Annotated in this window: 16 protein-coding genes; 13 read left to right on the top strand and 3 right to left on the bottom strand. The window is 62.6% G+C overall.

The window, feature by feature from the left end; translation table 11 throughout:
- Window positions 1-317: 317 nt before the first annotated feature.
- The 3 genes from treR (at window position 318) to treC (ending at window position 4,744) form a co-directional block, all read left to right on the top strand.
- The gene (treR, locus tag ACJ8IP_RS14775; protein WP_042783558.1) at window positions 318-1,265 is read left to right on the top strand and encodes a trehalose operon repressor TreR; all 948 of its coding nucleotides are present in this window, start codon (window positions 318-320) and stop codon (window positions 1,263-1,265) included.
- Between the two features lie 129 nt (window positions 1,266-1,394).
- On the top strand, window positions 1,395-2,810 hold the full coding sequence (gene treB / locus ACJ8IP_RS14770; RefSeq protein ID WP_442524436.1) for a PTS trehalose transporter subunit IIBC: 1,416 nt from the start codon (window positions 1,395-1,397) through the stop codon (window positions 2,808-2,810).
- Window positions 2,811-3,079: 269 nt separating this feature from the next.
- Window positions 3,080-4,744: an alpha,alpha-phosphotrehalase gene (gene treC, locus ACJ8IP_RS14765; RefSeq protein WP_197849749.1), complete on the top strand. Its 1,665-nt coding sequence runs from the start codon at window positions 3,080-3,082 to the stop codon at window positions 4,742-4,744.
- A 28-nt stretch (window positions 4,745-4,772) separates the two neighbouring features.
- On the opposite strand, the gene ACJ8IP_RS14760 is transcribed toward treC, so the two are convergent.
- Complete coding sequence (locus tag ACJ8IP_RS14760) at window positions 4,773-5,297, bottom strand: NAD(P)H-dependent oxidoreductase (RefSeq protein WP_042783555.1); 525 nt, start codon at window positions 5,295-5,297, stop codon at window positions 4,773-4,775.
- A gap of 104 nt (window positions 5,298-5,401) precedes the next feature.
- On the opposite strand from ACJ8IP_RS14760, the gene ACJ8IP_RS14755 reads away from it, so the two are divergent.
- From ACJ8IP_RS14755 to ACJ8IP_RS14740, 4 genes are all read left to right on the top strand, one after another.
- Window positions 5,402-6,316: a LysR family transcriptional regulator gene (locus ACJ8IP_RS14755; RefSeq protein WP_108680106.1), complete on the top strand. Its 915-nt coding sequence runs from the start codon at window positions 5,402-5,404 to the stop codon at window positions 6,314-6,316.
- Between the two features lie 244 nt (window positions 6,317-6,560).
- A complete protein-coding gene (nrdD, locus tag ACJ8IP_RS14750) occupies window positions 6,561-8,699 on the top strand; it encodes an anaerobic ribonucleoside-triphosphate reductase (protein ID WP_147838189.1) in 2,139 nt (712 codons plus the stop codon).
- Window positions 8,700-8,866: 167 nt separating this feature from the next.
- Window positions 8,867-9,331 carry an anaerobic ribonucleoside-triphosphate reductase-activating protein gene (gene nrdG / locus ACJ8IP_RS14745; RefSeq protein WP_147838190.1) on the top strand — a complete coding sequence of 155 codons (465 nt, stop codon included), beginning with the start codon at window positions 8,867-8,869 and terminating at the stop codon, window positions 9,329-9,331.
- 252 nt (window positions 9,332-9,583) lie between these two features.
- A complete protein-coding gene (locus ACJ8IP_RS14740) occupies window positions 9,584-10,168 on the top strand; it encodes a helix-turn-helix domain-containing protein (protein ID WP_147838191.1) in 585 nt (194 codons plus the stop codon).
- Between the two features lie 19 nt (window positions 10,169-10,187).
- Here ACJ8IP_RS14740 and ACJ8IP_RS14735 read toward each other — a convergent pair whose 3' ends face one another.
- Window positions 10,188-10,631 carry an acetyltransferase gene (locus tag ACJ8IP_RS14735; protein WP_147838192.1) on the bottom strand — a complete coding sequence of 148 codons (444 nt, stop codon included), beginning with the start codon at window positions 10,629-10,631 and terminating at the stop codon, window positions 10,188-10,190.
- Between the two features lie 231 nt (window positions 10,632-10,862).
- Complete coding sequence (locus ACJ8IP_RS14730; protein WP_108680100.1) at window positions 10,863-11,918, bottom strand: permease; 1,056 nt, start codon at window positions 11,916-11,918, stop codon at window positions 10,863-10,865.
- 227 nt (window positions 11,919-12,145) lie between these two features.
- Between ACJ8IP_RS14730 and phnF the strand changes: the two genes are divergently transcribed.
- The 6 genes from phnF to phnK are packed head-to-tail and all read left to right on the top strand — an operon-like array spanning window position 12,146 to window position 16,629.
- Window positions 12,146-12,874: a phosphonate metabolism transcriptional regulator PhnF gene (gene phnF, locus ACJ8IP_RS14725; protein ID WP_047025109.1), complete on the top strand. Its 729-nt coding sequence runs from the start codon at window positions 12,146-12,148 to the stop codon at window positions 12,872-12,874.
- Window positions 12,875-13,318 carry a phosphonate C-P lyase system protein PhnG gene (gene phnG / locus ACJ8IP_RS14720; RefSeq protein ID WP_016929298.1) on the top strand — a complete coding sequence of 148 codons (444 nt, stop codon included), beginning with the start codon at window positions 12,875-12,877 and terminating at the stop codon, window positions 13,316-13,318. It begins immediately after the preceding gene.
- Between the two features lie 3 nt (window positions 13,319-13,321).
- The gene (gene phnH / locus ACJ8IP_RS14715; RefSeq protein WP_042783549.1) at window positions 13,322-13,903 is read left to right on the top strand and encodes a phosphonate C-P lyase system protein PhnH; all 582 of its coding nucleotides are present in this window, start codon (window positions 13,322-13,324) and stop codon (window positions 13,901-13,903) included.
- Window positions 13,903-14,988 (top strand): carbon-phosphorus lyase complex subunit PhnI, encoded by a 1,086-nt coding sequence (locus ACJ8IP_RS14710; RefSeq protein ID WP_198793234.1) that lies wholly within the window; start codon window positions 13,903-13,905, stop codon window positions 14,986-14,988. Before phnH ends, ACJ8IP_RS14710 begins: the two co-directional genes overlap by 1 nt.
- Window positions 14,981-15,841 (top strand): alpha-D-ribose 1-methylphosphonate 5-phosphate C-P-lyase PhnJ, encoded by an 861-nt coding sequence (locus ACJ8IP_RS14705; protein WP_197849752.1) that lies wholly within the window; start codon window positions 14,981-14,983, stop codon window positions 15,839-15,841. Before ACJ8IP_RS14710 ends, ACJ8IP_RS14705 begins: the two co-directional genes overlap by 8 nt.
- Window positions 15,841-16,629, top strand: a complete 789-nt coding sequence (gene phnK, locus ACJ8IP_RS14700) for a phosphonate C-P lyase system protein PhnK (protein ID WP_016929302.1) — start codon at window positions 15,841-15,843, stop codon at window positions 16,627-16,629. The genes ACJ8IP_RS14705 and phnK overlap by 1 nt, the downstream gene beginning before the upstream one ends.
- Window positions 16,630-16,641: the final 12 nt, after the last annotated feature.

Here is a 16,641-nt window from a genome sequence, read left to right as displayed (position 1 = left end):
ATTCTTTTTTTCAGCAGCAGGAGCGAACGACGAAGCGCGCGCTACCGGTTACCGTGATGTACTTCACCGGTAAAACAGCAGCGCCAGGCGGAGAGGTTTTACCGGAGAACCGAGTGAGTGTCTAAAGCAGTCGGGTCGGGGTCCATATGGGGAATAACCTCCGGTAAAGGGAAAAACAGAGCGGCAGGAGCGGCCGTTCATCGCAATGTCACAATCCCGTTTTGCATCAAGATCCGCGTCGGAAAATGAGCTATGCTGACGGGCATTGTTTTACAGGCCTTTATGTTACGCCTGTCCACCTCAACGAAAAGTAAACCATGCAAAACCGGCTGACCATCAAGGACATCGCGCGCCTGAGCGGCGTAGGCAAATCCACCGTCTCACGCGTGCTGAACAATGAAGGCAGCGTGAGCCCGCAAACCCGTGAACGGGTGGAAGCGGTGATCCGTCAGCAAGGGTTTACGCCCTCCAAGTCGGCGCGCGCCATGCGCGGCCAAAGCGACAAAGTGGTGGGCATCATCGTTTCCCGTCTCGACTCGCCGTCGGAAAACCAGGCGGTACGCACCATGCTGCCGCTGCTGTATCAGCAAGGCTTCGATCCGATCGTGATGGAGAGCCAGTTCGAAACCCGCCTGGTGCAGGAGCATCTGCACGTACTGCATCAGCGCAACGTCGACGGCGTGATCCTGTTCGGCTTCACTGGCCTGACCGCGGCGATGCTCAAGCCGTGGCAGGAAAAAATGGTGGTGATGGTGCGCGAATACGACGGCTTCTCGTCCGTCTGCTACGACGACGCCGGCGCGGTGAACCTGTTGATGGATCGCCTGTATCAGCAAGGGCATCGGCATATCGGCTATCTGGGGGTGCAGCTCAGCGACGCCACCACCGGCCAGCGCCGCTATCAGGCCTATCTCGACGCCTGTGAACGCCTCACGCTCACGCCGCGCGCAACGCTGGGCGAACTGAGCTACCAGAGCGGTTTCCAGCACGCCGCCGAAGTGATTGACGCGCATACCAGCGCGCTGATTTGCGCCTCCGACAGCATCGCCCTGGGGGCGATCAAATACCTGCAACAACAGCCGACGCGCGCCATCCAGGTATGCGCCATCGGCAACACCCCGCTGCTCAGCTTCCTGTTCCCCGACACCCTGTCGGTGGAGTTCGGCTACGGCAGCGCCGGCCTGCTGGCCGCGCAGCAGCTGCTAGCGCAGCTCAGCGGCGAACAGGGGATCCGCCGCCTGGTGGTGCCCAGCAAACTTTCCTGATCGGAAGTTGACCATTTTTCGTCATTTTGTGATCCTCGCCCCAAACCGGGAACGTTCCCATTTCATTCAAAAAGCCGAGTGGCTAAGCTTTGATCATTACTCAGTCAACACCTCTGCAGGTATCCCATAATGAGCAAAGTAAAACAGCAGGATATTGATCGCCTGATTGTTTTGGTCGGCGGCCGCGAGAACATCGCCACCGTCAGCCATTGCATTACCCGGCTGCGTTTCGTCCTCAACGATCCCAATAAGGCGAAACCGAAAGAGATCGAAGAGCTGCCGATGGTAAAGGGTTGCTTCACCAACGCCGGTCAGTTCCAGGTGGTGATCGGCACCGACGTCGGCGACTACTATCAGGCGCTGATCGCCAGCACCGGCGTCAACGAGGCCGACAAGGAGCAGGCCAAGGTGGCCGCGCGCCAGAACATGACCTGGACCGAGCGCACCATCTCCCACTTCGCCGAGATCTTCTTCCCGCTGCTGCCGGCGCTGATCAGCGGCGGTCTGATCCTCGGCTTCCGCAACGTGATCGGCGACATCCCGATGTCCGGCGGCCAAACGCTGGCGCAGATGCACCCGGCGTGGAAAACCGTTTACGACTTCCTGTGGCTGCTCGGTGAAGCGATCTTCATGTTCCTGCCGGTGGCCATCTGCTGGTCGACGGTGAAAAAGATGGGCGGCACCCCGGTGCTCGGCATCGTGCTGGGCGTCACCCTGGTGTCGCCGCAGCTGATGAACTCCTACCTGCTCGGCCAGCAAACACCGGAAGTGTGGAACTTCGGCTGGTTCGTGATCCAGAAAGTGGGCTATCAGGCGCAGGTGATCCCGTCGATCCTGGCGGGCATGGCGCTGGGCTGGATCGAAACCCGGCTGAAAAAGATCGTTCCCGACTATCTCTATCTGGTGGTGGTGCCGGTGGTCTCGCTGCTGCTGGCGGTGTTCCTGGCGCACGCGCTGATCGGGCCGTTCGGCCGCATGATCGGCGACGGCGTTGCCTGGGCGGTGAAATCGGTGATGACCGGCAGCTTCGCGCCGGTGGGCGCCGCGCTGTTCGGCTTCCTGTATGCGCCGCTGGTGATCACCGGCGTGCACCAGACCACGCTGGCTATCGACATGCAGATGATCCAGAGCATGGGCGGCACCCCGGTGTGGCCGCTGATTGCGCTGTCCAACATCGCGCAGGCCTCGGCGGTGCTCGGCATCATCATCATCAGCCGCAAGGCCAACGAGCGTGAAATCTCGGTGCCGGCGGCGATCTCCGCCTACCTCGGCGTGACCGAACCGGCGATGTACGGCATCAACCTCAAATACCGCTTCCCAATGCTGTGCGCGATGATCGGCTCCGCCTTCGCCGGCCTTATCTGCGGGCTGGACAGCGTGATGGCCAACGGCATCGGCGTCGGCGGCCTGCCGGGCATTCTGTCTATCAAGCCGCAGTTCTGGCTGATTTACTCGCTGGCGATTCTGGTGGCGATCGTCATCCCGCTGGTGCTGACCATCATGGTCTACAAACGCAAGGCCGCCCGCGGCGAGCTGCCGGTTTGATTGACGCAAAATACGCAACATGAATGTAGGGGCCGGAAATACCCTATAGCTTTCGAGCTGTAGCTAGGCGGCAAGGGTGCAACAAATCGGTCGGGAACCGATTTGAACAGCGCCTGCGCTGGCCCAAAGGGCGAGCCTCCGGACGAGGCTCGTAATCCCCAGGAGCTTACTCAAGTAAGTGACTGGGGTGCAGCGCCAGCAGCCAACAACGCTGCAGTTTGAAAGATGAAGGGTACGGGCCTGTTGTCACGATTCAAAGGTATCCAGTTATGAGCAACCCAACCCCCTGGTGGCAGAACGGCGTCATCTACCAAATTTATCCGAAGAGTTTTCAGGACAGCACCGGCAACGGCTACGGCGATTTGGCCGGGGTGACCCGGCGGCTGGACTATCTGCAGGAACTGGGCGTGGATGCGATCTGGCTGACGCCGGTCTACGTATCGCCGCAGGTGGACAACGGCTATGACGTGGCGGACTACTGCGCCATCGATCCGGCTTACGGCACGATGGCAGACTTCGAGCAGTTGGTCGCCGCCGCCCACCAGCGCGGCATCCGCATCGTGATGGACATGGTGTTCAACCACACCTCGACCGAGCACCCGTGGTTCAAAGCCGCGCAGGATCGCCACAGCCCGTATCGTCAGTTCTACGTCTGGCGCGACGGCGAAGGTGAAACGCCGCCGAACAACTGGCGCTCCAAGTTCGGCGGCAACGCCTGGCAGTGGCACGCCGACAGCGGCCAGTACTACCTGCACCTGTTCGCCGCCGAGCAGGCGGATCTCAACTGGGAACACCCGCCGGTGCGCGAAGAGCTGAAGAAAGTGTGTCAGTTCTGGGCGGACAAAGGCGTCGACGGGCTGCGCCTCGACGTGATCAACCTGGTGTCCAAACAGCAGGACTTCCCGTCCGACAGCCAGGGCGACGGCCGCCGCTTCTACACCGACGGCCCGCGCATCCACGAGTTCCTGCAGGAGATGAGCCGCGAGGTGTTTCAGCCGCGCGGCCTGATGACGGTGGGCGAGATGTCCTCCACCACGCTTGAGCATTGCCAGCGCTACGCGGCGCAGAGCGGCGAAGAGCTGTCGATGACCTTCAATTTCCATCACCTGAAGGTGGACTACGCCGGCGGCGAAAAATGGACGCGGGCTGCGCCGGATTACGTGGAACTGAAGCAGATCTTCCGCCACTGGCAACAAGGGATGCATAACCGCGCCTGGAACGCGCTGTTCTGGTGCAACCACGATCAGCCGCGCATCGTGTCGCGCTTCGGCGATGAAAGCGCACTGCGGGTGCCGGCCGCCAAAATGCTGGCGATGGTGCTGCACGGCATGCAGGGCACGCCTTATATCTATCAGGGCGAAGAACTCGGCATGACCAACCCCGGCTTCCGCGCCATCGAGCAGTATCGCGACGTGGAAAGCCTGAACATGTACGCCGAACTGCGCGCCCAGGGCCGCGGCGACGCCGAGCTGCTGGCGATCCTGGCCGACAAATCGCGCGACAACGGCCGCACGCCGATGCAGTGGAGCGCCGCACCCCACGCCGGTTTCACCACCGGCACGCCGTGGATCGGCTGCGCCGAGAACTACCCGCAGATCAACGCCGACGCGGCGCTGGCCGATCTCGACTCGGTGTTTTACGCCTATCGCCAGCTGATCACCCTGCGCAAGCAGTATCCGCTGCTGACCCACGGCGACTATCAGGATCTGGCGCCGGAACACCCGGCGCTGTGGTGCTATCAGCGCAGCTGGAACGGCCAGCGCCTGCTGGTGGCGGCCAACCTGAGCCGCGAACCGCTGGCCTGGGCGGCGGAAGGCGTGGAAGCCTCCGCGCAATGGCGCCCGCTGATGAGCAACTACGCCGATTCGGCGGACCAGCCGCAGGCGCTGACGCTGCGGCCGTTCGAAGCGGTGTGGTGGCTGCTCGAAGACTGACCCCGCAGGGCGCGGCGAACGCTGCGCCCTACCATTTCCCCAGCAGCGCCGCCACGCCGGCGGCCTCTTGCGCCAACTGCTCATCGCTCATGTCGCTCACGCCCTGCACCAGATGCGGCGGCAGATAATCCATGCCGGTCAGGTTGGCCATGGCGTGGAACGGCAACAGCAGATCCTGTACCGGGTAACGGTTGTATCCTTGCGCCGTATAAGCCTGCGCGTCGCCGCCGGTGCTCACCACCAGCTGCAGCGGCTTGCCGTGCAGTTGGGTGCCTTCGCTGCCGTAGGCGAAACCGTAGGTTAATACCGCATCCTGCCATTCGCTGAGGATCGCCGGCGAGCTGTACCAGTAAAACGGGAACAGCATCACTACCGCATCATGGCTCTGCAGCAGCGCCTGTTCGCGCGCCACGTCGATGCGGTAATCCGGGTACGCGCGGATCAGTTCGTGAACGGTCACGTTGGGCAGCGGGCGTACGGCCTCGATCAGCGCCTTATTAATGCGCGACTCGTCGGGGGTTCGGTGGGCGGTTAACACTAAAATGCGTGACATAACGATTCCTCGGTCATAAGAAGATGAGGCATTTTTCCATTTCCGCCGCGGCGGGTGTAGGCTGTTAGAGGTCACTTCAATTTCAACTGAAAGTATCAACCACTATGTCGCTGCCCTTTGACGTACACCGCCTGTTGCCGGCCTTCCTCGCCGCCGCGCAGGCGCAAAATTTCTCCGCCGCCGCTCGCCAGCTGGGCGTGACGCCGGCGGCGGTCAGCAAAAACATCCGCGCGCTGGAAGAGAAGCTGGCGCTGCGGCTGTTTCAGCGCAACACCCACAACGTGCTGCTGACCGACGAGGGCAAAGCGCTGCTGGCGCAGATAGCGCCGCTGTGGCAGGCATTGGCGGCGACGCTGGAAAGCGCCGGCGGCGAACGGCAGGCGCCTGCCGGCGTGGTGCGCGTCACGATGATCCCCGGCTTCGGCCGCCGGATGCTGATGCCGTTGATCCCGCAATTTTTGGCGCGCTATCCGCAGATCGATCTCGATCTGTCGCTGGACGCCCGGGTGGTGAATCTGGTGGGCGAAGGTTTCGACGTCGGCATCGGCAGCCGGGTCGATCCCGACAGCCGGCTGGTGGCCCGCCCGCTCTACCCGATGCACATGGTGCTGGCGGCGTCGCCCGACTATCTGGCGCGGCGCGGTGAACCGCAAACGCCGCACGATCTGCTGCGGCACGACTGCCTGCTGCACCGCAACCCGGCCAACGGCCGCCACGTCAAATGGCAGCTGCGCCATCAGGGCGAAACGCTGGCGCTGGATCTGAACGGCCGGCTGGTGGCCAGCCGCCCGGAGATGCTGCTGGATGCGGCGCTGGCCGGGCTGGGCATCGTCAACCTGGCGCGCTGGTACGTCGAGAAACACTTCGAGCAGGGCACGCTGCGGCCGGTGCTGGCGGAATGCTGGCCGCGCCCGGTGCAGCTGTGGCTCTATTACGCTTCGGCGGATCTGCCGCCGCGGGTGCGCGTCTGGGTGGATTTTCTGCTGGAACATTTTCGCGATCGGCCGGCGGGCGATTGACGACTGTTCAGCTTGCGCACGCTCTTCCGTTTTCCTTGTTCTACATCAAAAGAATCGCGCCGATATCTATATATAGTGCATTAAGAATTGCGAACACCTATATATAGTAGTTATCCACAAAATCATCCACACGCCGCCACAGCCCTTGCGCGCTGCGGCTTTGCCCTGTGGATAAGCGAAATTTGACGGTTGCTCGCCACGCCAGGCGGGTATGAACGCTCCCTCGGGGAACAAGGAGTACAACGTGAAACCAGTAGTGATTAAGCGGGACGGTTGCCAGGTACCTTTTGACGAAGCGCGCATTGCGCAGGCCATCGAGCGCGCCGCGCTGGCGGTGGGCGTGGTCGATGCCGACTACTGCGCCACCGTCGCCCGCGTGGTCGCTCAGCGCATGGAGCAGCAGCCGCGCGTCGATATCCACGAGATCCAGCAGGCGGTGGAAAACCAGCTGATGGCCGGCGAATACAAACAGCTGGCGCGCGCCTATATCGAATACCGCCACGATCGCGACGTGGCGCGCGAGCTGCGCGGCCGCCTGAATCAGGAAATTCGCGGCCTGGTCGAGCAAAGCAACCGCGCGCTGCTGAACGAAAACGCCAACAAGGACAGCAAAGTGATCCCCACCCAGCGCGACCTGCTGGCGGGCATCGTCGCCAAACACTACGCCAAGCAGCACATCCTGCCGCGCGACGTGGTGCTGGCCCATGAACGCGGCGAAATTCACTACCACGATCTCGACTACTCGCCGTTCTTCCCGATGTTCAACTGCATGCTGATCGATCTGAAAGGCATGCTGACCAACGGTTTCAAGATGGGCAACGCCGAGATTGAGCCGCCGAAGTCGATCTCCACCGCCACCGCCGTGACCGCGCAGATCATCGCCCAGGTCGCCAGCCATATCTATGGCGGCACCACCATCAACCGCATCGATGAAATCCTGGCGCCGTTCGTCGACGAGAGCTTCCGCAAACACCTGCAGGTGGCGGAAGAATGGCAGATCCCGGACGCCAAAGGCTATGCCATGGCGCGCACCGAGAAAGAGTGTTACGACGCCTTCCAGTCGCTGGAGTACGAGGTCAACACCCTGCACACCGCCAACGGCCAGACGCCGTTCGTCACCTTCGGCTTCGGCCTTGGCACCAGTTGGGAGTCGCGCCTGATCCAGCGCTCGATATTGAAAAACCGCATCGCCGGGCTGGGCAAAAACCGCAAGACCGCCGTGTTCCCCAAACTGGTGTTCGCCATCCGCGACGGCCTCAACCACCAGTACGGCGATCCGAACTACGACATTAAGCAGCTGGCGCTGGAGTGCGCCAGCAAGCGCATGTACCCGGACATCCTCAACTACGATCAGGTGGTGAAAGTCACCGGCTCGTTCAAAACGCCGATGGGCTGCCGCAGCTTCCTCGGCACCTACGAGCAGGACGGCGAGCTGGTGCACGACGGCCGCAACAACATCGGCGTCATCAGCCTCAACCTGCCGCGCATCGCGCTGGAGGCGATGGGCGATGAGTCGCGCTTCTGGGCGCTGCTGGAACAGCGCCTGCAGCTGGCGAAAAAGGCCCTGATGACGCGCATCGCCCGGCTGGAAGGCATCAAGGCGCGGGTGGCGCCAATCTTGTACATGGAAGGCGCCTGCGGCGTGCGGCTCAAGGCCGACGACAACATCGCGGATATCTTCAAGAATGGCCGCGCCTCGATTTCGCTGGGCTACATCGGCCTGCACGAGACCATCAACGCGCTGTTCGGCGGCAAAAACCACGTGTATGACGACGAGGCGCTGCGCGCCAAAGCGGTGGCGATCGTCGCGCGGCTGCGCGCCGCCGTCGACGCCTGGAAAGACGAGACCGGCTACGGCTTCAGCCTCTACAGCACGCCGAGCGAAAACCTGTGCGATCGCTTCTGCCGGCTGGACACCGCCGATTTCGGCGTGGTGCCGGGCGTCACCGACAAGGGTTATTACACCAACAGCTTCCACCTCGACGTGGAGAAGAAGGTCAATCCGTACGACAAGCTGGACTTCGAAGCGCCCTACCCGCCGTTGGCCAGCGGCGGCTTCATCTGCTACGGCGAGTACCCGAACCTGCAGCACAACCTGAAGGCGCTGGAAGACGTGTGGGACTACAGCTACACCCGGGTGCCTTACTACGGCACCAACACGCCGATCGACGAGTGCTACGAATGCGGCTTCACCGGTGAATTCTCCTGCACCAGCAAAGGCTTCACCTGCCCGAAATGCGGCAACCACGACTCGGCCAAGGTCTCGGTCACCCGCCGGGTGTGCGGCTATCTCGGCAGCCCCGATGCCCGGCCGTTCAACGCCGGCAAGCAGGAAGAGGTGAAACGCCGGGTGAAACACCTCGGCAACGGGCAGCTCGGCTGAAAGCGCCGTGCAGCCTAGGCAGAAGCCTGTTCATCAGGCGTGATTGTCGCCGCCAGTTTGCCTTCGGCCAGCGCGCACCAACCGCAGCGTACACGCAGTACGTGAGGATTGGCAGCACTGCCCGGAGGCAAAATGGCCAGTAAAATAGCCTGATGGGCAGGCCTCACATGAATTATCACCAGTATTACCCAATCGACGTCGTCAACGGCCCCGGCACCCGCTGCACGCTGTTTGTCGCCGGCTGCGTGCACCAGTGCCCCGGCTGCTACAACAAAAGCACCTGGCGGCTCAACTCCGGCCAGCCGTTTACCCCGGAGTTGGAAGACCGCATCATCACCGATCTGAACGATACGCGCGTGCCGCGCCAGGGGCTGTCGCTCTCCGGCGGCGATCCGCTGCATCCGGCCAACGTGCCGAGCATCTTGCAACTGGTGAAACGGGTGCGCGCCGAGTGCCCCGGCAAGGATATCTGGCTGTGGACCGGCTACCGGCTGGCGGAGCTGGACGCACAGCAGATGCAGGTGGTGGACAAGATTAACGTGCTGATCGACGGCAAGTTCGTGCAGGATTTGAAAGACCCGGCGCTGATCTGGCGCGGCAGCAGCAACCAGGTGGTGCATAGGTTGCGATGAGCCAGCAACACACATATCGATAGGTATTCATCCAAACTCGACCTGACGCATCGGCAGCATGGCGCCAATCTGACAGGCGGCTCTGCGCCAAAAGCGGAGGTTAGGGTTGCAAACCTTGCTCTAATGACGCCGTAGGGACTACAGAGGTTATGATTGACTGAGAGAGTGACTGATTTTTCAAACTTGTAAAATCAGTGATTTCAGCCTCATTGCGGTAATGGCATAATCAGGCTGGCGAAAGTGAGGGTGAGAATGGATAAAACATCTAAAAATCAGATAGTAGACAGCGACATTGCGCGTTTATTGCTTAAACATAGAAAGGCACGCAACTGGACGGTAGCAGAGCTTGCCCAACGGTCGGGCGTCAGTCAGGCCATGATCAGCAAGGTTGAGCGGGGAGCTTCCAGTCCCAGCGCCACGATCCTCGGCCGTTTAGCCAACGCCATGAATATCACGCTATCAAAACTTTTCGCAGAGCTTGAGCAACACCAGAACTCACTGGTGCTCTTTGCTCATCAGCAGCAGCATTGGACAGATGAAAAGTCGGGCATTACCCGCTGGTCTCTTTCCCCAGCGGGCGCATGCCCCGAACTTATCAAAGTTGAAATTCCTGCTCTGGGTCAACTTACGATACCCGCTTCCGCCAGTGAGCATCTTTCCGGCCAAACGCTGTTGGTGTTGAGTGGCAGCCTTGATTTTCGGGTCAATAATCAAACCCATCATTTACGCGCCGGTGACTGTTTTGCCCTGACCTTTGCCAGCGAGTACCAAATGAGCAATCCCGACAGTGAGCAGGGTTGTGCATACGTCGTTGCTTTTAGCCAAAAAAATCAATAAGGCGCCACTGCCACGACGGCTACACTCCCGCCGATCGGCTTAGGTGCAATAGGGGATAGGCCCTGCCTTGATTATCCAACTCGGAACGCCCTGAAACTTCAAAGCCCATATGTTGATAAAACCCGACGGCCTGTTGGTTTTGTTCATTCACATCGACGCTTAAATCAGGATGAAGCGCCAGCGCATGTGATATCAACTGCTTTCCGACGCCACGTCCGCGAGCTGCAGCATCGACAAAAAGCGCCTCCAGATGACCATCGTGTAAAAACATAAATCCCAGCGGATGGTCTTCCCGATCGGCGGCAACCCACACGGGGGTTTCAGAAAAAAAACCGACAACCTCTTTTTCGATCTCTTGTCGATCGTGCGCAGTGAGAAAGTCGTGCGTAGCATCTACAGAATTTTTCCAGATTTGTATAATTTCTGGCGCTTCAGATGGACGTGACATTCTGATTTTTAACATTCTTCTACCTTACCGTGGTCATTACTGGGTGTATTTACACACAAAATTAGTCCACGCAAATTTACTATAGTGAATTTAAATTCACAATAGTGCATTCGATATCATGTCATGATATCCGACAGGAGAAGCGTTAACTCACTGACGCCATTGGTCCGCTTTACCGGTTGTTAAACGTGGCCATTGCCGTCTCCTCCTTGAGACAGCACCGAACCACTCATCAGCAGCGGTAAGTTACACCAGCCCCATCCCCACCACGCCGGTCAGTGCGCCGCACAGCGCCACCAGCGCCGCCGTCAGGCACAGCGCCCGGGCGGAGAAGGCTTTGTTGAGCATCAGCAGCGAAGGCAGACTGACCGCCGGCAGGGTCATCAGCAGCGCCAGCGCCGGGCCTGCGCCCATGCCCGCCAGCATCATGGTCTGCACGATCGGGATTTCCGCCGCGGTGGGGATAACAAACAGGCAGCCGACGATCGCCAGCGCGATGATCCACAGCAGGCTATTGTCGACGGCGCCGTCGGCGTGCGGGAACAGCCAGACCCGCGCCGCGCCCAGCGCCAGCACCGCCAACACGTAGATCGGGATGGTCGACCAAAACAGCGCCCACAGCGCTTTGCCCCAGCGGGCAAGGAACGGCTGCTCATCGCTCTGCGCCGTCAGCACCAAAGGCTGCGGCGCGGCGGGCTGCGGGTCGTTAGCGGTCACGCGCTGCACCAGCCAGGCGATGCCCAGCACCATCACCACGCCCGCCACCAGGCGGATGGCGGCGAACGGCCAACCGAGCACAAATCCCATAAATACCAGCGTCGCCGGGTTCAATACCGGGTTGGCGAGCCAAAAGGCCAGCGCTGCGCCGCTGGACACCGACTGGCGGCGCATGCCGGCGGCAACCGGTGCGGCGCAGCAGGTGCACATCATGCCCGGCAGCGCGATCAGCGCCCCCAGCACGGTGCCGGAAAAACGCCGGTGGCCAAGCGTGCGCGCCAGCCAGTCGCGCGGGATCAGCACCTGCACCAGCGAACCTAACAGCACCCCGAGCAGCGCCGCCTTCCACACCGCGGTGAAGTAGACCAGCGCGTACTGCCAGGCCGCCAGCCAGGGGCTCGCGGCGCCGTCGGCCAGGATCGATTTGCCGATCGAGTGGCTGTCCGCCGCCACGAAGGCCTTGCCGTAGTAAGGCTGCCATTTGACGTAGTAGAGGCCGACGGCCACCACCAGCAGAAACAGGATCGGTTTCCACAGCGGCCAGGCGCGTGGGGCGTGTTCAGGGGCATTCAGAGATTGCGGCATGGTAGCGGCCAGAGTCAGTCAACAAAGGCGCCAGCATAGCGCGCCGGCGCCGCCCGTGCACGCCTGGGCTGTCCTAAATAGTTCATCTGTTCGCCACCGACGCGTAACGCGATTGTCATCTGCGCCCGTCACCATGATGCCAACGTGAAAACCACAGGGTAGACGCCCGATGAAACGCACCGCTTCCGCCTTCATCGCACCGCCATCGGCATGACGAGGTTTTTATTATGATGGAGTTATCTAGACATCCGACCACTTACCCCACCCGCTATCAGCAGATCGCCGCGCAGCTGGAACAGGAGCTGCGCACGCAATACCGCTGCGGCGACTACCTGCCTTCGGAACAGCAGCTGGCCGAACGTTATCAGGTCAATCGCCACACCCTGCGCCGCGCGGTGGATCAGCTGGTGGAGCGCGGCTGGCTGCAGCGCCGCCACGGCGTCGGCATTCTGGTGCTGATGCGGCCTTATGACTACCCGCTGCACGCCAACACCCGCTTCAGCCAGAACCTGTTCGAGCAGGGAAGCCATCCCACCAGTGAGCGCTTACTCGCTGTCTTGCGCCCGTGCAATGGGCATGTCGCCAGCGCACTCTCGCGTGAAGAAGGCGAAATGGTGATCCACCTGCGCACCCTGCGCCGGGTCAACGGCGTACCGATGAGCGTGATCGACCATTATCTGCCCGATCTGGAGTGGTGGCCGGCGCTGCAGCAGTTCCACAGCGGTTCGCTGCACCAGTTTATCGAACAGCACCTCCAGCAGCCGCTGACCCGCCGCCAGACGCGCATTAGCGCGCGCCGCGCGCAGGCCAAAGAGAGCCGGCTGCTGGAGATCGCCACCCACGCGCCGCTGCTGTGCGTGCGCACCCTTAACGTCCGCAGCGGCGGCGAAGACGTGGCGGAATACTCCGTCAGCCTGGCCCGCGCCGACATGATTGAACTGACGATGGAGCACTGAATGCACGCCTTAGAGTCGAGACAACGCTGGATGTCAGTGCTGGCGCACAGCCGGCCCGAGCAGCTGCGCAGCCACTGGCAGGCGCTGAACCTCAGCCCGGGTTACCGCAGCATCCGCGCGCCGGAGATCGGCCTGGCCCAGCTGCAGGGGCGCATGGGCGCTACCGGCCGCCGCTTCGTGCTGGGGGACATGACGGTCACCCGTGCGGTGGTGCAGCTGGACAACGGCGGCTACGGCTACAGCTATATCGCCGGGCGCGACAAGGCGCACGCCGAGCTGTGCGCGCTGGCCGATGCGCTGCTGCAACAGCCGGAACACGGCGAACGCCTGCAACAACAGCTGATCGCGCCGCTGGCCGCGCTGCAGCACGAACAGCGCCAGCTGCGCGCCCGGGCGATCGCCGCCAGCCGGGTGGACTTCTTTACGCTGGTGCGAGGGGATTAAGCCATGAGTTTATTAACCGGTTTTGAGCAACCGATAGACCAATCGCAGCACGCTTTCCGTTTGATTCTTAAAGCCTTGAGCGAACCGGGCCACCGGGTGACGCTGCCGAATGGCCCAGCCTGGGCGCCGCTGAACGCCGCCAGCACCGCCGCGCTGCTGACGCTGGCCGATCAGGAAACGCCGCTGCTGCTGTGCGCTGCGCTCAAAAGTGAGCAAGTGCTAACAAACATTCGCTTTCACAGCGGCGCGCCGCTGGCCGCCACGGCGAAGGAGGTCTGTTTTGCCCTATTCGATGAGCAGCTGCAGGCCGCCGATCTGCAGGCGTTGCCGCACGGCACGGAAATCTCGCCGGAATGCGGCGCCACGGTGGTGGTGCAGCTTGCTGAGCTGGAGAACGGCGCCGCGCTGCGCCTGACCGGCCCCGGCATCGAGAGCCAACGCCTGATTGCGCCGCGCCTGCCGCCGGCGCTGCTGGATTATCTGGTCAACCGCCCGCAGCGCTTCCCGCTGGGGCTGGATATCTTGCTGACCTGCGGCGATCGCCTGCTGGCGATCCCGCGGACCACCCGCGTGGAGGTGTGCTGATGTACGTAGCGGTAAAAGGGGGCGAAAAAGCCATTGAGGCCGCCCACCAGCTGCAGGAACAGCTGCGGCGCGGCGACGAGGCGCTGCCGGCGATCGGCGCGGAACAAATCGAACAGCAGCTGGGGCTGGCGGTGGATCGGGTGATGACCGAAGGCGGCATCTACGATCGCGAGCTGGCGGCGCTGGCCATCAAACAGGCCAGCGGCGATCTGGTGGAGGCAATCTTCCTGCTGCGCGCCTATCGCACCACCCTGCCGCGCCTGGCGGTCAGCGAGCCGCTGGCCAGCGAAAGCATGCGGCTGGAGCGGCGCATCTCGGCGGTTTACAAGGACTTGCCCGGCGGGCAGGTGCTGGGGCCGACCTATGACTACACCCACCGGCTGCTGGATTTCGCGCTGCTGGCGGAAGGCGAGGCGCCGCGTGCGCCGCAGGCCGACGAACCGCTGTCGGACAACTGCGGCCACGTGTTCGATCTGTTGTGTCGCCAGCAGCTGGCGCGGGAGGAACAGGACGACGGCAGCGCGCCGGACGACATCACCCGCAACCCGCCGGTTTACCCCTGCTCGCGCTCGGCGCGCCTGCAGCAGCTGGTGCGCGGCGACGAAGGTTTTCTGCTGGCGCTCGGCTACGCCACCCAGCGCGGCTACGGCCGCAACCACCCGTTCGCCGGCGAGATCCGCACCGGCCACGTTTCGGTGGAGATCGTGCCGGAAGAGCTGGGTTTCGCCATCGATATCGGCGAAATCCTGCTGACCGAGTGCGAAATGGTCAACGGCTTCGTCGATCCCAAGGACCACCCGCCGCACTTCACCCGCGGTTACGGGCTGGTGTTCGGCCGCGCCGAACGCAAGGCGATGGCGATGGCGTTGGTGGATCGCGCATTGCAAAGCCCCGACTACGGCGAAGGCGTCGCCGGCCCGGCGCAGGACGAAGAGTTCGTGCTGGCCCACGCCGACAACGTCGAGGCCGCCGGCTTCGTCTCCCATCTCAAGCTGCCGCACTACGTCGACTTCCAGGCCGAACTGGAGCTGCTCAAGCGGCTGCGGCAGGAATACAGCGAGCGTCAGGAGGCCCGCGATGAGTGAAGTATTGACCGGCTATAACCTCGGTTATCTGGACGAACAGACCAAGCGCATGATCCGCCGCGCCATCCTGAAGGCGGTGGCGATCCCCGGCTACCAGGTGCCGTTCGGCGGCCGCGAGATGCCGATGCCCTACGGCTGGGGCACCGGCGGCATTCAGCTCACCGCCAGCGTCATCGGCCGCGCCGACGTGCTGAAGGTGATCGACCAGGGCGCCGACGACACCACCAACGCGGTGTCGATCCGCCGCTTCTTCCAGCGCGTCGCCGGGGTGGCCACCACCGAGCGCACGCCGGAGGCCACGCTGATCCAAACCCGTCACCGCATTCCGGAAACCGCGCTGCGCGAAGACCAGATCCTGATCTATCAGGTGCCGATCCCGGAGCCGCTGCGCTTTATCGAACCGCGCGAAACCGAGACCCGCAAGATGCACGCGCTGGAGGAGTACGGCGTGATGCAGGTGAAGCTGTATGAAGACATCGCGCGCTACGGCCATATCGCCACCACCTACGCCTACCCGGTAAAGGTCAACGATCGCTACGTGATGGATCCGTCGCCGATCCCGAAATTCGACAACCCGAAAATGCACATGATGCCGGCGCTGCAGCTGTTCGGCGCCGGGCGCGAGAAACGCATCTACGCCCTGCCGCCGTTCACCAAAGTGGAGAGCCTGGACTTCGAAGACCATCCGTTCAGCGTGCAGCAGTGGGACGAACCCTGCGCGCTGTGCGGCTCGCGCCACAGCTATCTCGACGAGGTGGTGCTCGACGATCGGGGCAACCGCATGTTCGTCTGTTCGGACACCGACTACTGCCGGCAGCAGCTGGCGCAATCTTCGCAAGAGGCGCAGCACTGATGACTTCCACCCCTTTGAGCACCACCCCGCTGCTGTCGGTGAACCGGCTCACCCACCTGTACGCCCCCGGCAAGGGCTTCAGCGACGTGTCGTTCGATATCTACCCCGGTGAAGTGCTGGGTATCGTCGGCGAATCCGGCTCCGGCAAAACCACGCTGCTGAAGTCGATCTCGGCGCGGCTGGCGCCGCAGCGCGGGCAGATCCTTTACCGCCCGCAGGCGGACCAGGAACACGACCTGTACGCCATGGCGGAGAGCGATCGCCGCCGCCTGCTGCGCACCGACTGGGGCGTGGTGCACCAGCACCCGCTCGACGGGCTGCGGCCGCAGGTCTCCGCCGGCGGCAACATCGGCGAGCGGCTGATGGCCATCGGCCAGCGCCACTATGGCGACATTCGCCGCCAGGCCGGCCAGTGGCTGGAAGACGTCGAAATCCCGCTGTCGCGCCTCGACGATCTGCCGACCACCTTCTCCGGCGGCATGCAGCAGCGGCTGCAGATCGCCCGCAATCTGGTCACCCACCCCAAGCTGGTGTTTATGGACGAGCCGACCGGCGGGCTGGACGTGTCGGTGCAGGCGCGCCTGCTCGATCTGCTGCGCAATCTGGTGGTGGAAATGCAGCTGGCGGCGGTGATCGTCACTCACGATCTCGGCGTGGCGCGGCTGCTGGCCCACCGCCTGCTGGTGATGAAACAGGGCGAAGTGGTGGAGAGCGGCCTGACCGATCGGGTGCTCGACGATCCGCACCATCCTTACACCCAGCTGCTGGTTTCTTCGGTGCTGTCGTAACCCAAGGCGATA

The sequence above is a fragment of the Serratia sp. CY52157 genome, assembly GCF_052168495.1.
GTDB classification, from domain to species: Bacteria; Pseudomonadota; Gammaproteobacteria; order Enterobacterales; family Enterobacteriaceae; genus Serratia; species Serratia ureilytica.
The sequence above is the reverse complement of the archived record's forward strand: the minus strand, read 5'-3'. Positions and strand labels throughout refer to the sequence as shown.

Bases quoted from the DNA above. Each gene is read 5' to 3' on its own strand.
- treR (WP_042783558.1), top strand. From the start codon at position 318: ATGCAAAACCGGCTGACCATCAAGGACATCGCGCGCCTGAGCGGCGTA.
- treB (WP_442524436.1), top strand. From the start codon at position 1,395: ATGAGCAAAGTAAAACAGCAGGATATTGATCGCCTGATTGTTTTGGTC.
- treC (WP_197849749.1), top strand. From the start codon at position 3,080: ATGAGCAACCCAACCCCCTGGTGGCAGAACGGCGTCATCTACCAAATT.
- ACJ8IP_RS14760 (WP_042783555.1), bottom strand. From the start codon at position 5,297: ATGTCACGCATTTTAGTGTTAACCGCCCACCGAACCCCCGACGAGTCG.
- ACJ8IP_RS14755 (WP_108680106.1), top strand. From the start codon at position 5,402: ATGTCGCTGCCCTTTGACGTACACCGCCTGTTGCCGGCCTTCCTCGCC.
- nrdG (WP_147838190.1), top strand. From the start codon at position 8,867: ATGAATTATCACCAGTATTACCCAATCGACGTCGTCAACGGCCCCGGC.
- ACJ8IP_RS14740 (WP_147838191.1), top strand. From the start codon at position 9,584: ATGGATAAAACATCTAAAAATCAGATAGTAGACAGCGACATTGCGCGT.
- ACJ8IP_RS14735 (WP_147838192.1), bottom strand. From the start codon at position 10,631: ATGTTAAAAATCAGAATGTCACGTCCATCTGAAGCGCCAGAAATTATA.
- ACJ8IP_RS14730 (WP_108680100.1), bottom strand. From the start codon at position 11,918: ATGCCGCAATCTCTGAATGCCCCTGAACACGCCCCACGCGCCTGGCCG.
- phnF (WP_047025109.1), top strand. From the start codon at position 12,146: ATGATGGAGTTATCTAGACATCCGACCACTTACCCCACCCGCTATCAG.
- phnG (WP_016929298.1), top strand. From the start codon at position 12,875: ATGCACGCCTTAGAGTCGAGACAACGCTGGATGTCAGTGCTGGCGCAC.
- phnH (WP_042783549.1), top strand. From the start codon at position 13,322: ATGAGTTTATTAACCGGTTTTGAGCAACCGATAGACCAATCGCAGCAC.
- ACJ8IP_RS14710 (WP_198793234.1), top strand. From the start codon at position 13,903: ATGTACGTAGCGGTAAAAGGGGGCGAAAAAGCCATTGAGGCCGCCCAC.
- ACJ8IP_RS14705 (WP_197849752.1), top strand. From the start codon at position 14,981: ATGAGTGAAGTATTGACCGGCTATAACCTCGGTTATCTGGACGAACAG.
- phnK (WP_016929302.1), top strand. From the start codon at position 15,841: ATGACTTCCACCCCTTTGAGCACCACCCCGCTGCTGTCGGTGAACCGG.